Annotated in this window: 17 protein-coding genes; 13 read left to right on the top strand and 4 right to left on the bottom strand. The window is 43.7% G+C overall.

Annotated elements, in window-relative coordinates; translation table 11 throughout:
* Positions 1-29 precede the first annotated feature (29 nt).
* From A8806_RS08480 to A8806_RS08425, 12 genes are all read left to right on the top strand, one after another.
* Entirely contained in the window at positions 30-2,081 is a 2,052-nt protein-coding gene (locus A8806_RS08480) for a glycoside hydrolase family 13 protein (protein WP_109730760.1), read from the top strand.
* Positions 2,082-2,253: 172 nt separating this feature from the next.
* Positions 2,254-3,591, top strand: coding sequence for an RNA-binding domain-containing protein (locus A8806_RS08475; RefSeq protein WP_109730759.1), 1,338 nt, complete (start codon positions 2,254-2,256; stop codon positions 3,589-3,591).
* Between the two features lie 20 nt (positions 3,592-3,611).
* Complete coding sequence (locus tag A8806_RS08470) at positions 3,612-5,390, top strand: glycoside hydrolase family 2 protein (protein ID WP_109730758.1); 1,779 nt, start codon at positions 3,612-3,614, stop codon at positions 5,388-5,390.
* A gap of 156 nt (positions 5,391-5,546) precedes the next feature.
* Complete coding sequence (locus A8806_RS08465; RefSeq protein WP_109730757.1) at positions 5,547-7,595, top strand: BglG family transcription antiterminator; 2,049 nt, start codon at positions 5,547-5,549, stop codon at positions 7,593-7,595.
* A gap of 194 nt (positions 7,596-7,789) precedes the next feature.
* A complete protein-coding gene (locus tag A8806_RS08460) occupies positions 7,790-8,251 on the top strand; it encodes a PTS sugar transporter subunit IIA (protein WP_109730756.1) in 462 nt (153 codons plus the stop codon).
* A gap of 11 nt (positions 8,252-8,262) precedes the next feature.
* Positions 8,263-8,520 carry an HPr family phosphocarrier protein gene (locus A8806_RS08455; protein ID WP_109730755.1) on the top strand — a complete coding sequence of 86 codons (258 nt, stop codon included), beginning with the start codon at positions 8,263-8,265 and terminating at the stop codon, positions 8,518-8,520.
* An 18-nt stretch (positions 8,521-8,538) separates the two neighbouring features.
* The gene (locus A8806_RS08450) at positions 8,539-8,829 is read left to right on the top strand and encodes a PTS sugar transporter subunit IIB (protein WP_109730754.1); all 291 of its coding nucleotides are present in this window, start codon (positions 8,539-8,541) and stop codon (positions 8,827-8,829) included.
* Positions 8,830-8,862: 33 nt separating this feature from the next.
* On the top strand, positions 8,863-10,155 hold the full coding sequence (locus tag A8806_RS08445) for a PTS ascorbate transporter subunit IIC (RefSeq protein ID WP_109730753.1): 1,293 nt from the start codon (positions 8,863-8,865) through the stop codon (positions 10,153-10,155).
* Positions 10,156-10,186: 31 nt separating this feature from the next.
* Positions 10,187-10,570 carry a tetratricopeptide repeat protein gene (locus A8806_RS08440; protein WP_109730752.1) on the top strand — a complete coding sequence of 128 codons (384 nt, stop codon included), beginning with the start codon at positions 10,187-10,189 and terminating at the stop codon, positions 10,568-10,570.
* A gap of 57 nt (positions 10,571-10,627) precedes the next feature.
* Positions 10,628-11,476, top strand: coding sequence for a class II fructose-bisphosphate aldolase (locus A8806_RS08435; RefSeq protein ID WP_109730751.1), 849 nt, complete (start codon positions 10,628-10,630; stop codon positions 11,474-11,476).
* Positions 11,477-11,491: 15 nt separating this feature from the next.
* Positions 11,492-12,100, top strand: coding sequence for an AAA family ATPase (locus A8806_RS08430; RefSeq protein ID WP_109730750.1), 609 nt, complete (start codon positions 11,492-11,494; stop codon positions 12,098-12,100).
* A 320-nt stretch (positions 12,101-12,420) separates the two neighbouring features.
* Positions 12,421-14,448 (top strand): PAS domain-containing hybrid sensor histidine kinase/response regulator, encoded by a 2,028-nt coding sequence (locus A8806_RS08425; protein WP_354016682.1) that lies wholly within the window; start codon positions 12,421-12,423, stop codon positions 14,446-14,448.
* A gap of 17 nt (positions 14,449-14,465) precedes the next feature.
* Here the strand turns inward: A8806_RS08425 and A8806_RS08420 are convergent, their stop codons facing one another.
* The 4 genes from A8806_RS08420 to A8806_RS08405 are packed head-to-tail and all read right to left on the bottom strand — an operon-like array spanning position 14,466 to position 17,875.
* Positions 14,466-15,137, bottom strand: a complete 672-nt coding sequence (locus tag A8806_RS08420) for an HAD family hydrolase (RefSeq protein ID WP_181368631.1) — start codon at positions 15,135-15,137, stop codon at positions 14,466-14,468.
* 58 nt (positions 15,138-15,195) lie between these two features.
* Complete coding sequence (locus A8806_RS08415; protein ID WP_109730848.1) at positions 15,196-16,461, bottom strand: zinc-binding dehydrogenase; 1,266 nt, start codon at positions 16,459-16,461, stop codon at positions 15,196-15,198.
* A 5-nt stretch (positions 16,462-16,466) separates the two neighbouring features.
* The gene (gene pfkB, locus A8806_RS08410) at positions 16,467-17,402 is read right to left on the bottom strand and encodes a 1-phosphofructokinase (RefSeq protein ID WP_109730747.1); all 936 of its coding nucleotides are present in this window, start codon (positions 17,400-17,402) and stop codon (positions 16,467-16,469) included.
* Positions 17,399-17,875, bottom strand: a complete 477-nt coding sequence (locus A8806_RS08405) for a PTS mannitol transporter subunit IIA (RefSeq protein WP_109730746.1) — start codon at positions 17,873-17,875, stop codon at positions 17,399-17,401. Before A8806_RS08405 ends, pfkB begins: the two co-directional genes overlap by 4 nt.
* Positions 17,876-18,253: 378 nt before the next feature.
* On the opposite strand from A8806_RS08405, the gene A8806_RS08400 reads away from it, so the two are divergent.
* Positions 18,254-19,648: an ATP-binding protein gene (locus tag A8806_RS08400; protein ID WP_109730745.1), complete on the top strand. Its 1,395-nt coding sequence runs from the start codon at positions 18,254-18,256 to the stop codon at positions 19,646-19,648.
* Positions 19,649-19,651 lie beyond the last annotated feature (3 nt).

The raw sequence follows: 19,651 nt of genomic DNA, 5'->3' as shown, positions 1-19,651 counted from the left end.
GGAGGCCCTTGCCCTTAAGGAGGTTTTTTATGAATAAGGACGCACTATTTAGTGATGGAACGTCCAGCTATGTGTTTCCCGCTGAGCCAAAGGAAAATGAAAGGGTAAAGATCCGGTTCCGCACAGCTAAGGATGACGTGGAAGAAGTGCGGATTTCCACGAAGATCGGCGGATATAAAATGAAAAAAGTATTATCCGGGGATGTTTTTGATTATTATGAGATAGAGTGGCAGCTGAGTGATGAGCCGTTTTCCTACTGCTTTGAAATTAGGAACGGCGATGAGGTCTGTTACTATAACCGATGCGGAGCGGCAAGAGAGGTCGTGGATTTCTATGCATTTGTCATTGTTCCGGGATTTTCAACACCCGAGTGGGCAAAAGGCGCCGTGATGTACCAGATTTTTGTAGACCGTTTTTATAACGGGGACCCGTCCAATGATGTGGAGGACTGGGAATACATTTACATCGGTGAGCCATGCCAGAAGGTGAAGGACTGGAACCAGCTTCCACAGGCAATGGATATCCGCAGGTTTTATGGCGGAGACTTGCAGGGAGTGATGGAAAAACTGGATTATCTGGAAGAACTGGGAGTGGAGGTCATTTATTTTAATCCTCTGTTTGTATCTCCGTCTAATCATAAGTATGATATTCAGGATTACGATTACATTGACCCACATTATGGGAAGATCGCAGAAGACGGGGGGCTGGTGCTTCCGGAATGGGCCGCAGATAATATTGAAGCGACCAAATATCAGAAGCGTACAGGCAGCCTTGCCAATCTGGAAGCAAGTAATGAATTATTTGCCCGTCTTGTCGAGGAGATGCATAAGCGGGGGATGCGTGTGATACTGGACGGCGTATTCAACCATTGTGGTTCTTTTAATAAATGGATGGACAGAGAACGGATTTATGAGCAGCAGGAGAATTATGCGAGAGGTGCATTCGTCAGCAGCCGCAGCCCATACCGGTCTTTCTTCCATTTCTTTAACGACAGTGATTCTGCATGGCCGTATAATTATGAATATGACGGATGGTGGGGACACGATACACTGCCGAAATTAAACTATGAAGATTCACCCGTACTTGAACAGTACATTATGAACGTCGGCAGAAAATGGGTTTCACCGCCGTACAACGTAGACGGCTGGCGTCTGGATGTTGCGGCCGATTTAGGCTACAGCAACGAATACAATCACATGTTCTGGAAACGTTTCCGCAGGGAAGTGAAAAACGCAAGACCCGATGCACTGATTCTTGCAGAACATTACGGTGACCCGGCAGAATGGCTGCAGGGGGATGAGTGGGACAGTGTGATGAACTACGATGCCTTTATGGAACCAGTCACATGGTTTTTGACAGGGATGGAAAAACACAGTGACGAGCGCCGCACAGACCTGTGGGGAAATGCAGACAACTTTGTGAATACAATGAATCACTTTATGTCCACGATGTTGACGCCATCGCTTCAGGTTGCAATGAACGAGTTATCGAACCATGACCACTCCCGTTTCCTGACGAGGACGAACCACATCACAGGACGCGTGGAACAGCTGGGCTCCAAGGCTGCAGAAGAGGGTGTAAATCCGGCGGTCATGAGAGAAGCGGTTGTGATGCAGATGACATGGGTGGGAGCACCGACCGTTTATTATGGAGATGAAGTCGGGGTATGCGGATTTACAGACCCCGATAACCGCAGGACGTTCCCGTGGGGAAACGAAGACCGGCTGATGCTCGAATTCCACAAGGAGATTATCCGTATCCATAAGAATGAAAAACCATTGAGACAGGGCTCACTGCGTATGCTGTCGTGGGAAGATAATGTTCTAGCCTATGCGAGATTCCAGGATGGGGAGCAGATTGTCGTAGTACTTAATAACAGTAAAGACCTGAAGGAGGTCACCGTTCCTGTATGGATGGCAGAAGTCCCGCTGAAGGGGCGGATGCAGAGACTGATATATACTTATGAAGAGGGATATACGACAGAACCGGATGAATTTATTGTTGAGGGCGGGGAAGTTGTTCTTAATATGGGGCGGCATTCTGCTGTTGTAATGAAGACGAAAAAAGAAGAAACGAAGTAAAAAAGGGGGCTGTCACCGAACAGCCCCCTTAACTATTAATAAGTAGAATTTTTAGACTGTCAAAATAATAATGACTGTCAAAGGAAAGACAGGTTCTACTTGTAAATAACAAAAAAATGATTATAATAATTATTAGAATAAAATTTAATTAGAATAGATTGGAGAATACTTTATGTTCACAGAAAACAAGACAACTGAATTCAAAAGAGAATATATTGATGATATTAAAAATACGATCGTTGCCTTCGCAAACTGTGACGGCGGTACGCTCTATATCGGAGTGAACGATGACGGAACAGTTCGTGGCGTTAACAACGTTGATGATACTATGCTACGTGTAACCAATGCGGTTAGAAATGCCGTACGTCCAGATATTACTATGTTTGTAGAATGCCATAATGATGTAATGGACGATAAGCCTATTGTGTATGTAACTGTCCAGCGGGGTACCGCAAGACCATATTACCTGCAAGGAAAAGGAATTCGCCCGGAGGGTGTTTATGTTCGTCAGGGTGCATCGACGGTTCCAGCAACAGAGGCTGCTATCCTGAATATGATCAAGGAGACCAGTGGCGACAGTTATGAAACAGCTCGTTCACTCAATCAACATCTTACATTCAATAAAGCTGCCGACTTCTTTAAGAAAAGAAAGGTAGAGTTTGGAAAAACCCAAATGCGTACGCTTCATTTGATTGGTGAAGATGATATGTACACTAATCTTGCATTTTTATTGTCTGATCAGTGCACACATATGATCAAACTGGCCGTTTTTGAAGGCAGCAGGAAAACTATATTCAAAGACCGTCGTGAATTGTCTGGTTCCCTTCTGGAGCAGTTGGAGGAAGCTTTTGATTATATTGATCGTTACAATCGTACCCGTGCAGAATTCGCCGGGCTTGACCGGTTAGATATGCGGGATTATCCTCCGGAGGCAATTCGTGAGGCACTACTGAATTCTATCGTCCATCGCGACTATTCTTTCAGCAGTGCTACTCTAATCAGTATTTTTGAAGACCGGATTGAATTTGTCACAATCGGTGGTTTGGTGAAAGGTATTACATTGGATGACATAAAGTTAGGCGTGTCTGTATTGCGTAATCAGCATTTAGCTAATATCTTCTACCGTCTGCGACTGATCGAAGCATATGGTACAGGAATTCTTAAAATAAACGAGTGCTATGATGACTATGCTGTGAAACCTATGATCGAAACAACAAACAATGCTTTTAAGATTACGCTTCCCAATACCAACTTCCACGCAGAAGATAAAGATCTGGATACCCCTAAAACAGATAGTTTTACCAGTGTTGCTAAAAAAGAAGAACGAATGAATGCAGTTTTGAAACTGTGCCGTAGTAAGGGTTCGATTGTTCGTAGTGATGTGGAAATGGCACTTGGTGTTTCTCAATCTACGGCAATCCTGCTTTTGCGGGAATTGACCGATGGGGGGATACTGATTAAAAAAGGAAAAACTAAAAATCTGCGATACTACGAGAATAAAGGCTGTTAGTACAGAAGGGAGTATTTTTTATGAAGCAACTTTTAACCAGATGGGGAAAAACACTTGACGAGGAACATGTACTTGAGGAATATCCGAGGCCTCTGCTTGTCAGGAAAAGTTATATAAATCTGAACGGGGCCTGGGAATATGGTTTTACTAAAGAATTCAAAAGGCCCGCTCAGTTCGAGGGAAAAATCGTGGTGCCTTTTTCTCCGGAAAGCACATTGTCAGGTGTGGGAAGACAACTGAAGCCGGATGAATATCTGTGGTACCGGAAGACTTTTTTAGTTTCTTTTGATATGTTTCAAAAAGAAAAGCTGAGGAGGCTGCTTCACTTCGGGGCTGTGGACCAATCCTGTGTCGTTTATATCAATGGCAGGGAGGCCGTCCGGCATACAGGAGGATACCTTCCTTTTGAGACGGATATTACAGATTATCTCACGGAGGGGGAAAATGAGATACTGGTTTCGGTTAAGGATTTGAGTGACACATCCTACCATTCCAGAGGCAAACAGAAACTGAAACGCGGCGGAATGTTCTATACGGCTCAGAGCGGCATCTGGCAGACGGTATGGATGGAAGACGTCCCGGGGGAATATATTCAGAAAATCACGGCCCGGCCGGACCTGGATGCGGGAAAAGTACGGATTACTGTAACGTCAGAGAAAAGCTGTGCAGTGGAGATCGAGGTCAGAAAGCCGGGGATTTATGAGGAACCCTTAAGAAAACCGGAGGATGTCTTTGGAGAGGTGGAGACACTGGAAGACTGGGGGCATGGAACGGGAAGGACGAATGAGGAGATTGTGATTCATCTTCCTTATATTTATCCGTGGACCTGTGAAACCCCGTATTTATACTATTTTACGGTGAAGATGGGGGATGACACCGCAGACAGTTACTTTGCTATGAGGACATTCACAATTGAGGCTGACAAGGCCGGCCTCCCGAGAATATGTCTGAATCATAAAGTGCAGTATCAAAAAGGGGTGCTGGACCAGGGATACTGGCCGGACGGGCTTTATACTGCGCCGAGTGATGAGGCACTGATCTTCGATATACAGTCTATGAAGAACATGGGCTTTAACATGCTTAGAAAACATCTTAAAATTGAACCCCAGCGGTGGTATTATCATTGTGACAGACTCGGCATGGTTGTATGGCAGGACATGGTAAACGGGGGCAGGATGTATAAACACTGGTTTGTGACTTACGGGGCAACCGCGCTGTCATGGAGGAACCTGAAGATAAAGGACGGTTATACAAGGCTTTTATCCCGTGAGGATAAGGCAGGCCGTCTGGAATTTGTAAAAGAAATGAAGGAGACGATTGCACTATTAAAAGGACACCCGAGCATCGCGGCATGGGTAATCTTTAATGAAGGATGGGGGCAGTTCCAGACTGCAGATATGACGGATATTGCAAGGAAGGAGGATCCGGACCGGCTGGTTGACCAGGCAAGCGGGTGGTTTGATCAGGAAGGGGGCGACTTCCAGAGCATCCATAATTATTTTTTCCGGTTAAGAATCAGGCCCGAGGAGCGCAGGGCAACTGTGCTCTCTGAATTCGGCGGATATTCGATGCGGTCGGAGGGTCACAGTGCATGCCTGACCCAGTACGGATATGGAATATATACAGATGTGAGCCAGTTAAACCGGGCTTACGTGAAGCTTCAGGAGGACGTGGAAAAACTGATTCCAGAAGGACTCTGTGCGAGTGTCTATACACAGCTTTCCGATGTGGAAGAGGAAGTGAACGGAATATTTACCTACGACCGGGAGGTGTTAAAGATCAGAGGGACCTGCATATGAAAAGCTATCCATTTTGCTTTCAGAATGATATAATAATTTATATCATTCAAAAGTGTAAATATTAATCGTGGTTTCTAAAATCTTGCAAAGTTTTTTGCAAAATTTTATACTCCGCCATTATCACAATCAAAAGTGGACTGTAGAAGGAGATGTGAAATGAATACAACGTATTTAAACGCAAGATGTCAGTCAATGCTGCAGTTGCTTTTAGACACGGGTTCTTATTTATCTATGCAGCAGATTGCAGCAGATTTGCAGGTCTCCCAGCGCAGCATTTATTATGACCTTTGCCGGATTAATGAATGGCTTGCAGACAATGGGATACAGGAATTGGAAGTAGTAAGGGGCAAGGGACTGCTTTTAACCGATGAGATGCGGGAGCAGATAGAGGCCTGTACGGAAACGGTGGAACAGGAGGACTCCTATATTTACTCACCTACTGAGCGTGCGCAGATTATTATTTGTGCCATTATCTATTCTGCGGCACCGGTTCATATTGATAAGCTTACCGAATATTGCAGAGTCAGCCGGAATACTATTTTTAATGATTTGCAGGTTGTAATCAACCAGCTGCAAAAAGATGATTTGACTTTGGAATACCGCTCCAAGAAGGGATATATTATTACCGGGGATGCGATTAAGATCAGGACTGTTTTTTTATTGAATTTTCAGGGCCTTGAGAACCTATTTGCCAGCCGCGGGTTAAGCTTTATCGATCAGGGTAAGATTGATGAAGCCGAAGAGACTTTGAAAAAGGTCGAGCAGGAGCTGGGCGTGGAGTATATACCGGAGAGCCGGAAAGCGCTTGCAGTGCTGATTCCAATGATGGAACGGGGAGATGGCGGCATCTACTTTGCAGATTTGAAAAAAGAAGAGATGAAAAAGCACAGAGAATATGATTTGGTGGAAAAGTATTTCCCGAATCTGTGCGAGAAGGAGAAAACGTATCTGTGCCTGCATTTACTGGGCGGGCGGGTTGCGATGGTTTCTGAGAATATCTTTGAAAGTACTTCTAATGAGCGTGCATATGAGATTGCAAAGGCACTGGTTTCCGAATTCGAGAAGGTGGCCTGTGTTACATTTGAGCGGAGGGAAGAACTGGAACGGCAGCTTTTCATCCATATTAATGCATCTCTTTACCGCTACCAGTATGGAATCCAGAGTCTGGACTCACTGAATGTCGACATTATCCGGGAATATCCGGATTTGTTTGAAATTACGAAGATTGTCAGCCGGTATCTGGAAAAGCAGATAGGAGTGTCTGTGCCGGACACAGAAGTCGCTTATCTGGCACTGCATTTTGGGGCATATCTTCCGATTTCCAACAATAAAAGTGAACGCCTCAGGGTGCTGATTGTGTGTGCTAATGGCATTTCCACAGGAAATATGCTGAAGCGGGAGCTGACTAAGATGTTCCCCGAAGTGGAAGTCGTAGGAGTGGAATCGACGTCAACGGTGCGAAATGCTCAGGCCCGCTGTGAGATCATTGTCAGCACAGTGAAGATCAAAAGCGTGATACCGGTCATCCAGGTGCATCCGATTCTGACCGGAAGGGATAAGGCCCTGCTTGCACGGCATTTCAAGATGATGAATAACGGGTCTTACGTGAATGCTAACGAATTGTTTTCCGTGGTGAAACCATACATTATAGAAGAGAAGCAGGAACAGGCTAAAAAGAAGATTGAGGAATACTTATACCAAAGCAGGAATAATGCTTATGCTGATTTGCAGCAGCACCAAAAAGACCTGCTCAGTATTTTAGATGAGCCGAGAATAGAGGTTCATGAAGATGAATATAAATGGACGCTGGCACTGCGGACTGCCGGCGAATACTTAATGGAAGCAGGAAGTATCCAGGCGCCATACATTGACAGCATTATTTCACAGCTGCAGTATTATGGGCCTTATATGTTCATTGCACCAAGAGTCATCCTTGCCCATTCCAAACCGGAAATCGGAGTCAATAAGCTGGACTGTTCCATTCATTTATTTAAAAAGCCGGTTGCTTTTTCAGAAAAGGACCACGCGAATGTGGTAATTGTCCTGGCAGCTGAAGATCAGGAAAGCCATATGAAAGTACTTCGCGATATCATGACGCTGTTCGAAAAGGATGAGGCAGTGGATGAATTAACAGGGATGGATACGCCACAGGAGATACTGGCCTATTTTGAAAGAAGGCTGGCAGAGACATACGAAAAAGAATAGCATATATAAAGGAATCATGATTATTTTAGAGAGAGCTCTAAATCCAATTGCGGGTTTAGAGCTCTTTCTTTTAGGAAAATATACGTGAAATTCTGTCTACAGATTTGCAAAATTCATTGCAAATACTTGGACTTCTTTTTGCAAAATTTACTTGCTACAATAACATCATCAAATCGAGAAAGGGGAAAACAAAAATGATATCGGATATGTTGAAACCGGAAAACATACATATCACTGAGCGGGTAAGCAATTGGAAAGAAGCAATCCATTTGAGTCTCGAACCATTGATAAAAGGCGGTTTTGTTACAGATAATTATGAAAAAGCGATTCTCGAAAGTACGGCGGAATATGGACCCTATTATGTGCTGGCAGAAGATTTTGCACTAATTCATGGAAGACCGACAGATGGCGTGATTAAAAAGCAGCTTGCAATTACATTACTCCGGGAACCAATTCAGTTTTCAGAAGACAGTTTTCAGGTAAGGGTACTGATTGCACTGGCAGCCAGTGACTCGAATTCCCATATAGATACGATGAAAGTTTTATCGAATATCTTTATGGATGAGAGTAAGGTCAGTGAAATGGTACATGCCAAAAAACCTCAGCAGATTTATGATATGTTGATTCAAATGGAAAATGAAATCCGGGAAAATTAAGGGAGGGGAAGATGCAGAAATTTACATATGTAATTACAGCAGTTCAGGGGATTCATGCAAGGCCTGCGGGGCAGCTCGTAAATGTCGCCAAGAAATACGAAAGCCAGATCATGATTTCCGCAAAAGAAAAAACAGCGGACCTGAAGAAGATTCTTGCCTTAATGTCACTGGGTGTAAAACAAAACGAAGAAGTAACGGTGTCAGTAACCGGAACGGATGAAGCGGTGGCTGTAAAAGAGTTGAAACAATTCTTTGCAAATAATTTATAAAGAAGGAGGATATAAAACATGTTAAAGATTTTAGCAGTATGTGGGAACGGACTTGGGAGTAGTTTTGCCTGTCAGATGACAACAGAGGCGGTATTGAGGGAAATGGGTGTGGAAGCAAAAATGGATCACATTGATATCTCAAGCGCGGCAGGAATGGATGCAGACCTGATTATTTCAGGGAAAAATTTTGAAAAACAATTTGAACGTATTTCCTTAAAATGCCCGGCAATTTTTCTGGAGCGTCTTGTAGACAAAAATGAAATCCGTGAAAAGCTTACACCAGTTTTAAAGGACATGGGAGTTATTTAATCAGTAATACATTTAAGAGAAGGAGAGGGAATTATGGCAGTATTAAATTTTATTATTAATAATATTCTGACTCAGGCTGCAATTATTATCGGTTTGATTGCATTATTAGGTCTTGCTCTGCAGAAAAAGCCTGCAGGACAGATTGTATCAGGAACAATGAAAACAATTCTTGGATTTATGGTATTATCGGCCGGTTCAACCGTCATGCAGGGCGCGTTATCCTATTTTGGGGCGATATTTAATCAGGGTTTTGGTTTAAATGGCCTTGAGAGTGTTGTTGCTTCTATTGAAGCTATTAACGGACAGGCTATGGGAGAACTGGGACTGGGTGCAGAGATTGCAATTTCATTAGCAGGTATCTTTATTGTAAATATTATCCTGGCAAGAATTACACCTTTTAAATATATTTTCCTTACCGGACAGGCTCTGTTGTGGGAATCTACATTATGTGTAGTATTTGCTTGGTTCTGCGGACTTCGCGGTATACCTCTGATTTTAATTTCCAGTTTAGTAGGTGGTGCATTCGCTACATTAATGCCTGCAATTGCACAGCCAATCGTGCGTAAAATCACGGGCAGTGACGATATTGCCCTCGGTCATTTCTGTACAATCGGATACATGTTTTCAGCGTTAATCGCAAAACTTGTCGGAGATGACTCTAAATCCTGTGAAGACTTGAAGCTTCCAAAGAGCCTTGAATTTCTTCAGGATACCTACCTCTCCATTATGGTAGTTATGATTCCGTTCTACTTAATTGTAGCGGCAATTGCCGGACCGGAAGCCAGCGCAGAGTTTGCCGGAGACACAAACTACATGGTATACGCATTCTTACAGGCAATGCAGTTCGTAGTAGGTTTGTATGTACTGTTAGCAGGAGTACGTCTGTTATTAGCAGAAATCGTACCGGCTTTCCAGGGAATTTCCCAGAAATTAGTTCCAAATGCAAAACCGGCACTGGACTGCCCTGTATTGTTTCCATACGCACCAAATTCAGTCATCATGGGATTTATTTTCACAACAATTGGTTCTTTGATCGGTATGTTTATCACAGGTATTCCGGCTCTTGGTGTTCCGCTTGTTATTCCGGGTGTCATGAGTAACTTTTTTGCCGGTGGTACAGCAGGTATTTTTGCAAACAAAGTCGGTGGGCGCCGCGGCGTTATTGTAGGATGTATTGCTCATGGTATTTTTATCATGATGCTTCCGGCATTCTTATCACCAATGTTATCACAGATCGGCTTCCAGAATATCACATGTACAGATGTAGATACCGTAGTAACGGCATTCTTCTTCATGATTTTTAAAGGGATTGGCGGAATATTCTAAGTATTGTTAAATCGCAAAGGGAGGCAGCGAAATGTTCTTATTTGGAAAGAAAGATAAAAAAGAAAAAAAGGCAGAGGAAGTACCTGTTATCAATCAGGAAGAATTAATGAAACAGGCAGAAGAAAAAGTTCAGCAGCTGGAGGGAACACAGGGAGACGCACGAATTGAACTCTTAAACGAAGCTGGCTCCCTATATATGCAGGCCGGAGAATATGACGAGGCAATCAGGTATTATGAAGAAAGCTTTGAAATGAAAAAAGTAATGGGCAAATCCTATACAGATCTGATGTCGCTGTATAACAAAAAGCGTCAGCAGGCCGCCGAAGCAAAGGATGATGAAAAGATCACCTATTATTTCGGAAAAGTACAGGAAATGATGCAGATATCAAAAGATATGATTCGCGGGAAAATATAAAACCGGATATATCTGTTAAGGACTAAAAAATTATATTCAGAAAGAGAAGGTAATATCATGTATAAGAATTTAATAGAAATGTTTAAGGAAAACGAGGGGAAAGGGGCTGTCGGAGCGTTTAACGTACATTGTTTTGAAATGGTGCCGGCTATGGTAAAAGCAGCGGCAGACCTCAACGTGCCGATTATCCTCCAGACATCACTTGGAACAGCAGAATATATTGGTTTTGAGCCATTGATTGCGGCTGTGAAAGCGCTCGCAGAAAATGTGCCGGTAAACGTTGCATTACATATGGACCACTGTAAAGATATTGATGCATTGAAAAGAGCAATCGATTTAGGTTATTCTTCAGTTATGTACGATGGTTCTTCTCTTCCAATCGAAGAAAATATAAAGAATACAAAAGAAGTTGTAGCTTATGCACACGCTCATGGCGTATCTGTTGAAGGAGAAGTTGGTTCTATCGGCGGTGCAGAAGACGGGGTCGTGGTTGACAAAGATGCGGCTATGTATACGAAGCCTGAAGATGCCCTGCATTTTGCATCTGAAGCAGGGGTTGATGCATTGGCTGTTTCCATTGGAACTACACACGGCCAGTATAAATCAAAGGCAAAGATTAACTATGAACTGTTAGAGGAATTAAAAGAAAAACTCGGAGATACAGGGCTTGTACTTCATGGAGGCACAGGTGTTTCTGATGAAGATATGAGGAAATGTGTAAGAGAAGGAATGAAGAAAATTAACGTTGGGACGGAGTTAAATAAATCTTATATTGAAGTAGTAAGTAAAACATTTACGGCAGAAGGTGTTACACCGTTAACATCCTTAAGGGGGCTGCTTGGGCCTGCAAATGACAGAATTGCGGCTATTGTAACAGAAAAGGCTTCATTATTTAAATTAGATTAATCAATGGGGTTTAACATGAAAAAATGTATGATTCTGCTGGCAGGATATCCGGCCACGGGAAAGAGCAGTATGTGTGCCCTTATTTTGAAAAAGTATCCCCGGTTCCAGACTGTAAATCAGGATGAAATGAAAGAGCAGATGTGGGATGAGTATGGATTCAATAATCAGGAAGAAAAGACGAAAGTCGAGAATATGGCGTGGGCCAGGTACTATGCTGTTATTGAAGAAAAAATGAAGCAGGGTGAATGTATCATCTCAGATTATCCTTTCAGTGATAAGCAAAAGGGCCGTCTTACAGATTTGTCCCGGAAATATGGTTATGAAGTCATTACAATCCGTTCCTTAGGAAATATTGAACATCTTTATGAGGTTTCAAGAAAGAGAGATTTGGCTCAGGACCGTCATCTGGGTCATCTGGTAAGCTGTTACCATAAGGGCGATGTTCTGGAAGACCGTACCCAGGCGGACAGTCTGGTAACTTATGAGATTTTTCAGGACCGCTGCCTTCATAAAGGATACGATAAATTCCAGATGGGGCACTTGATTGAGGTGGATGCATCAGACTTTTCGAAGATTGATTATGCACAGATTCTGGAAGAGATCGGAAAACTTTGTTCAGAATAGACGGCCACGCTATGGGCTTGGAATATATCTGATATAAAATATGCAAAAATGGAAGGAATCCCATAGACAAGGGAGCCTTCCATTTTTTACTGTATACAAGCTATTTCTCCACCATTTTGATTACCGAAGAAGGAGCATAACAGGATGGACGAAAATGCCGGGGTATGGTAGAATAACATAAATGTACAGATAAACGAAGTTCTGGAGAGGTTGCTATGAAACAGGAAAAAAGTATGGAATGCCCCGGAGAATTGAAGGCACAAAAAGACTGCGTGGGAGAGGTAAATATAGAGGATTGTGCAATAGCCGGACACGCAGATATGAATATGGCTGCGGAAAGGACAGATTATGCCGGGCTGTATCAGGAATATTTCCGCCTCATGATGGATGCTTATGAAGGCAATATTTATATCAGCGATCTGGACAGCTATGAGTTGCTGTATCTGAATAATACTTCCTGTGATACTCTGGGCAGTCCCCCAGAGAAATTACTGGGACACAAATGTTATGAAGTGATTCAGGGGAGAAGTACCCCATGTCCTTTCTGTACTAATGATAAACTGCGGGAGGACGAATACTACGAGTGGGAATTTGATAATCCGGTATTGGAACGGAAGTTTTTAATCAAGAACCGGCTTATTAACTGGGAGGGGCACCGTGCGCGGCTTGAGCTATCCCACGATATGTATACCAGTGAATTCAAGCTGGAGAAAAAGAACCGTGAGCAGGATGCCCTTCTCCGTTCCGTCCCTGGCGGATTTGCCCGGCTGGATGCCAGAGACTGCAGCACCGTTCTCTGGTATGGCGCCAACTTCCTTGATATGATCGGTTATACAGCGGAGCAATTTGAGAATGAACTGCACAGCCAGTGTACTTACCTCCATCAGGAAGATTTACAGCGTATTATACCTATGCTGCAGGAACTTATGGTTACCGGCGGGAATATGGTTACGGAGGCAAAGATCACGACCCGCAGCGGTCAGACGAAGATTCTTACAATTACCCTGTCTTATGCCAGGGGAGAAGAAAGCTGGGATGGAATACCATCCTTCTATACAATAGGGATAGACATTACGAAGCAGAGGGAGGAGCAGGAGCGGCAGAGGAAGATACTGGAAGAAGCATATAAAACAGCCCAGATCGCCAGTGAGGCAAAGACCAACTTCCTTTCGTCCATGTCCCACGACATACGCACGCCGATGAATGCCATCATGGGGATGACAGCTATTGCCGAAGCAAACATTGATTCGCAGGAAAAGATAAGGGACTGCCTTAACAAGATCAATACATCGACACATCATTTGTTAAACCTTATTAATGAGGTTTTGGATATGTCCAGAATTGAGAGCGGAAAGATCGACCTGATATCTGAAGAGGTGTCACTGCCTGAAATGTTCGAGGATATTGCAAACATGTTTCAGCCTCTGGTTGCTGAAAGGAATCAGAAGCTTCAATTATTCAGCGGTCATTTGCGGCATTGGAAGGTAAGAACTGATGGGGGAAGGCTTCAGCAGGTACTGATGAACCTGCTTACAAATGCGGTGAAATATACACCTGAGGGCGGAACCATCAGTCTGCGGGTACAGGAGCTTCCGGATAACAGTGGAAATAAAGGACAGTACGGATTTATCATTGAGGATAACGGGATTGGTATTGACGGGGAATTCCTGCCACATATTTTCGAACCCTTTACGAGGGCGGAGGATACGCGGATCAATAAGATTCAGGGGACGGGACTCGGACTTGCCATTACACAGAATATTGTCCGCATGATGAACGGTACAATAGAAGTTAAGAGCGAGCTGGGAAAAGGGAGCGAGTTTATCGTTGCCATTCCACTCGAACGGTGTGATGAGATTGTGATACCTGAAGCAGAACCAGATAACTTGGGAGCTTCGGATGCGAATGATAATGACAGCCAGGGAACCTCAGAGGCTTTGGATGAGAAAACGCAGGACTTTCTGACTTCCAAAAGAATTTTGCTGGTTGAAGATAATGAACTGAACAGGGAGATTGCGTCTGAGCTTTTGCAGATGCATGGATTTTCTATAGATAAGGCTGAGAATGGACAGCGTGCCGTAGAGAAATTTGTTACTTCTGCCCCGGGAACTTATGACTGCATCCTGATGGATATCCAGATGCCGGTCATGGACGGGTATCAGGCGACGAGGACGATCCGGTCTTTAGACCGGGAAGACGCACATACGATCCCCATACTTGCCCTGACGGCCAACGCCTTCGCAACTGACCTGGCAAGGGCGCACAGTGCAGGCATGAATGACCACATTGCAAAACCCATTGATATCAACCGTCTTTTAGAATCATTGCAGAGATGGATGAAAAAATAATGCGTCTGTATTGAAATTCAGGCCAGTGTTTTTATCCATTCATCCAGCTCACTCAGACTGTCCAGTATCCGGAAACAGAGCCGTTTCATCTCCTCATCCGGTGCAGTCATATCAGGTACCATGATTACCGTACAGCCGGCTGCAATGCCTGCGCGTACGCCATTGGGGCTGTCTTCGACAACGAGGCAGTGTTCCGGTTTTTCGCCGAGCATTTCGGCAGCAGTCAAAAATACATCGGGGGCGGGCTTGCTGTTTCTGATTTCGGTGCCGCAGACAGAGGCATCAAAATCGAATGACAGGTCCGCACTTTTAAAGTATTCTTTCGCAGTCTCCCTCTGTGTTGAGGTAGCAAGTGCTTTCTTTATTCCGGCCTTCCTGAGGGTGGCAAACAGCTCCCTGACACCGGGTTTTAGAGGAGCACCGTTTCTGGCGATATAAGTATCCATATAGCCAGTCCTCAGCTTCCTTGCCTCATCAAAGGGAAAGTCTTCTCCGAACCATCCTTTAAACAGCATCCTGCCGGCCCGTATATCACAGCCGCGGTTTTTATTGATCTGCTCATCTGTAATAGGAAATCCCAGTAGTCTGCCGGACTCCATCCATCCCTGATAGGCAAGTCTTTCTGTGTCGAATATGACACCGTCCATGTCAAACAGTACAGCTCTGATTTCTTTTAGCCTTTGAATCATAATAACCCTCCTCATTCCTGTTTTATCTCTAAACCGGTTCAGAGGAGGGCAGTATCATTTAAGCTTCTACGTCAAAGTGGTCGAACAGGATTTTTTCCGCTTCTGAACTCCACAAACCTCTGTTTTTCCGGCATACTTCATCCAGTTTTTTAAACAGGGGATCAGTTTCCCCTAATTTCCCGAAGTCTTCGATGGCTGTAAGAGGCATGTCAAACTGGGTGTATGTCAGCTTCTTGCCGCCGGGGATTTTGGGCAGGTTCATGGTTGCCTCTGCGATGCTGTCGATCCCGCCGATGTGGGTAACCATGACGGCCGGTTCGATGATGCCTCTTGCCGCAAGATCGTTGGCCTCGATCAGGTCATCGTTATTGCCTCCGGTTGTTCCCATAATGTGTGTACTTGTGTAGTGGCAGTTGTAGAGATTGATCTCTCCTTTGAACAGGTTATCCGTCGGGCCTGCGAAAAAGTTCAGGCATCCGTCGAATGCAAGCAGTTTGTCACCAAGTTCGGCTACTGCACGGTTTGGGATGTAGACGAATACGTCGTCATACCCCTTTCCGCCTGTGATATCTTTAAGCTCCTGAACAGGGTCTGCCATCTTAGCAGTATTTACATACAAAAGTTCCACGCCCTTTTCTGCCGCAAAGGATTCCGGAATGACTTCCCTTGCTCTTTCTATTTTAGCATCATCAATGTCAGTTACAACAATTCTTTTTGGTTTATTTTCAAACTGGATTCCGTAGCTGACTGCCCCGAGTCCCATTGGCCCGCAGCCGCCGAGGATGATAATATCGCCGTCAGCCTTTGTGCCGATTGCATGACTGTGGTCCCTCTTGTTGGTATGGTAGTTGCCGCGGTATCCGCCAATGATACAGCTCATAGGTTCTCCGAGTGACGCCTCAAAAAAGCTTTCTCCTTTATATTCCATCAGTGCCCCCAGCTCCATAACTTCATGAGGGATGATGCAGTAGGTACATGCACCGCCGAAATATTCATAAGAGTATCCCGGGGATGCAAGGCTGCCCTTGTAGTTGAGGGCCGGCTGCTGTGCGAACTTCATACCCGGCTTAAACTGGTCTTTCCATTTATCCCCGACCTCCACGATCACACCGGCAAATTCATGGCCGACGATAACCGGGTTTGTATCGATGTTCTGCGGCGCTCTCTTGTGTTTCTTTCCCTGCTCGGCCAGCTTATAAGTCGACATACAGATGCTGTCACTGATTACTTTAACGAGGATTTCATCATCCTTGATTGCCGGTAATTCAAATTCTTCCAGTCTCAGATCCATTGTACCATACATTCTCACTGCTTTTGTTTTCATCATTTTTACTCTCCTATCTTTTCTATGATTACTTGTTCCATTAACTCGTCTACCAGTTCCCTTGCCGGCGGCTTTGTCCCAATTGTTGTAACAGCCCCTGCGGAAGCAGCCATACAGATGCGGGTAGTATTTTCATCGCCGTTTTTTGTGTCAAAGGAATAGGCAAGCGCCGCAACCATTGCATCTCCGGCCCCTACAGTAGAGTGTGCCTTTACGTTAAGCGCGGGGCATCTGACTTCATAACCGTCCCGGACAAACATGGCGCCGCTTTTTCCCATTGAAACGGCTACGGTATCCACACCCTTTCCAAGAAGCTGTCTTGCAGTCTTTAAAAGGTCCCGGTCAGAGGCACGATAGTCAATGCCCATGAATTCTTCTAACTCTGCCCGGTTCGGTTTGATAATATCGGGGCCAGCATCCAGCGCCTGACGGAACATACAGCCGTCGGCATCCAGCAGAACCTTTGCCCCTTTTTTGTGGAGCAGCCTTATGATCTTTTCATAGATATCGATGCTGATACCGCTCGGGATACTGCCTGCCAGTACGAATAAAACTCCGTCGCCTGCATACCCTTCGAGTCTGGCGAGCAGTTCATCCAACTGGTCCGGGGTGATTTCAGGACCGGGTTCATTCAGCTCGGTAACCTCTCCGTTATCTTCCAGTACCTTCGTGTTTGTCCTTGTTTCCCCATCTACCCAGACGAAATCTGATTGAATCCCCCTGTCTTTCAGTACGCTCTCAATCGTTCTGCCTGCATTTCCCGCGAGAAAGCCAGTTGCGATGCTCCCACCGCCCAGCTCACGGATGGTTTTTGAAACGTTAATACCTTTTCCACCTGCATCATATTCAACCTTGTGGATGCGGTTCAGCCCTCCCGGGATCAGGTGCCCGATCTCTACGGTTTTGTCAATGGCAGGGTTCATTGTTACTGTTACAATCATGATATCTGCTCCTTTCCTGTAAGAATCCTGTAAATGGTGTCTGCATCAGCCGTTCCGCTTGTCAGTTCTGCGGCTGCTTTTTCATCCATCATCTTGTCAGCGATGACTGACAGGATATCCAGATGTTCTTCCCCGACGCCGGCGATTCCGATGACAACCTTGGCCTGTTCATCCCCCCAGGGTGTGCCCTCAGGAAAAACCATAACTGCGATCCCGGACGAACGGATTTCTTTTTTTGCCTGCTCGACTCCGTGGGGCAGTGCAAGGCCGCTTCCCATATAGGTTGAGAGTGATCTTTCACGTTCGAGCATCGCATCGACATACGGCTGGTCTACATAACCGGAGTCTGCAAGCATCTGCCCGACCTTGCGAATGACATTTTCCTGAGTGTCGGGTCTGCAATTCACCCGGATGTTTTCACGGTATAAAAGTTCCTTCTTTTCCTCCACTTTTTTTCTGCTTTTAAATAACATATTTATCCTCCTTTTTGGGATTGACTTTTGGTTTTCGTTCTTGTCTATGCCTTAATTATAGGGAGGTTGGGGGCTGTTTTTCAATTCAAAGAAGATGGGATTTGGCACCATCAGATAGTGCCAAAACTAGGCGGTGCGGGCATCTCCCTGACTTGACAGATTGATTTTAGTCATAGATAATAATGAGAGGTAAGTAAAGATATAGATATTCATTTTGTGAATTTCATAAAAAAGGGAGTATTAACAGTCTAAACAAAAAGTGCAGGATATATGTTAAATAGATTAGGCGAACTTGCGGTATATAATTTTTATTTTAAGTTTACATTAATTGGATATGGAAAAGATATGGAATATGAATTATAGAAAGAAGGTAGTAGGTTGAATTTAGGAATAGAAAACGAAACAGTGGAATTCAAGAAGTCAACAGGAGAATTAAAAGAAGCAATGAATTCTATTTCTGCTATATTGAATAAGCATCAGCATGGAGAATTGTATTTTGGAGTAAAACCAGATGGTAGTATTATAGGGCAGGTTGTTACGGAGGAGTCACTAAGAGAAGTTAGTCAGAAAATAAAGAATTCTATTGAACCTAAAATATATCCTGAAGTGAAAAAGGTGGTTATGGATGGCAGGGATTGTATATATGTTAAATTTGCAGGAAATCAGACTCCATATTTTTCATATGGTGTAGCAAGGATACGTGTAGCAGATGAAGATTTAATTATGTCACCACAGCAATTAGCAGATTATATTCGCAAGGGAGATAGAGAAGAAAATCGGTGGGAAAATTTGATTTCTAATAAAACAATTGATGATGTCGATGAAGAACTTCTAAAAAAATATACAAATCAGGCTCATGATGTTGGGAGAATAGCAATTGTTTATACAGATAAGAAAACAGTTTTAAATCAATTAGAGTTATCAGAGGGAAATCATTTAATAAATGCGGGAAAGGCATTATTTGCAGATGATTTAATTCAAGATATTCAAATGGCAATTTTTGCAACCAATGAGAGATTGACTTTTAATGATATTCAAAGGCAACATGGACCCGTACTTAAGCTTATAGACATAGCTGAAAGTTATATAAAAAGTAATATACATTGGCGCGTGGAATTTACTGGTGCATTACAACGTACGGAAATACCGGAGATACCAATTGATGCTATCCGAGAGGCATTGTTAAATTCATTTTGTCATAAGGATTATGCAGCCGGACAAAGTAATGAGGTTGCAATTTATAAAGACAGAATTGAAATATATAACCCAGGTGCTTTTCCAGAAGGATTTGAACCACAGGATTTTATTGACAAACCGGAAAGGCCAATTCGTAGAAATCCCAAAATAGCAAGAATTTTATATTATTCTAAAGATATTGAGAGTTTTGGGACTGGTTTGAAACGTATAGCTGATGCGTGTGAAAAAGCAGATGTTAGATATGAATTTAAAAAATTAAAGTCTGGATTTGTAGTTTGTTTTTATCGGCCGGAAGAAAAAGTGAATAAATCCACAGATCAGAATAATAAAGACAATTTCTTACAACATTCTTCGGAAGTTCCGAATATGAGTATACAGGATTTTGCAAGACTCATGAATTATTTGGAGCAGCCAAGAACTAGAAAAGAATTACAAGAATTCTGTAACTATAGTTCAAGAGATTATTTCAGAACAAAAATACTTAAGCCATTAATAGACGCAAAAATTGTTGACTTGACAATTCCAGACAAACCGCAGAGTTCAAAACAAAAGTATGTTAAGCATAAAACAGAATAAAAT

Origin of the sequence: Faecalicatena orotica (assembly GCF_003149245.1) — a bacterium.
Taxonomy (GTDB): Bacteria; Bacillota; Clostridia; order Lachnospirales; family Lachnospiraceae; genus Faecalicatena_A; species Faecalicatena_A orotica.
Note: the sequence above shows the minus strand (reverse complement) of the source record. Positions and strands in the feature narration are given on the sequence as shown.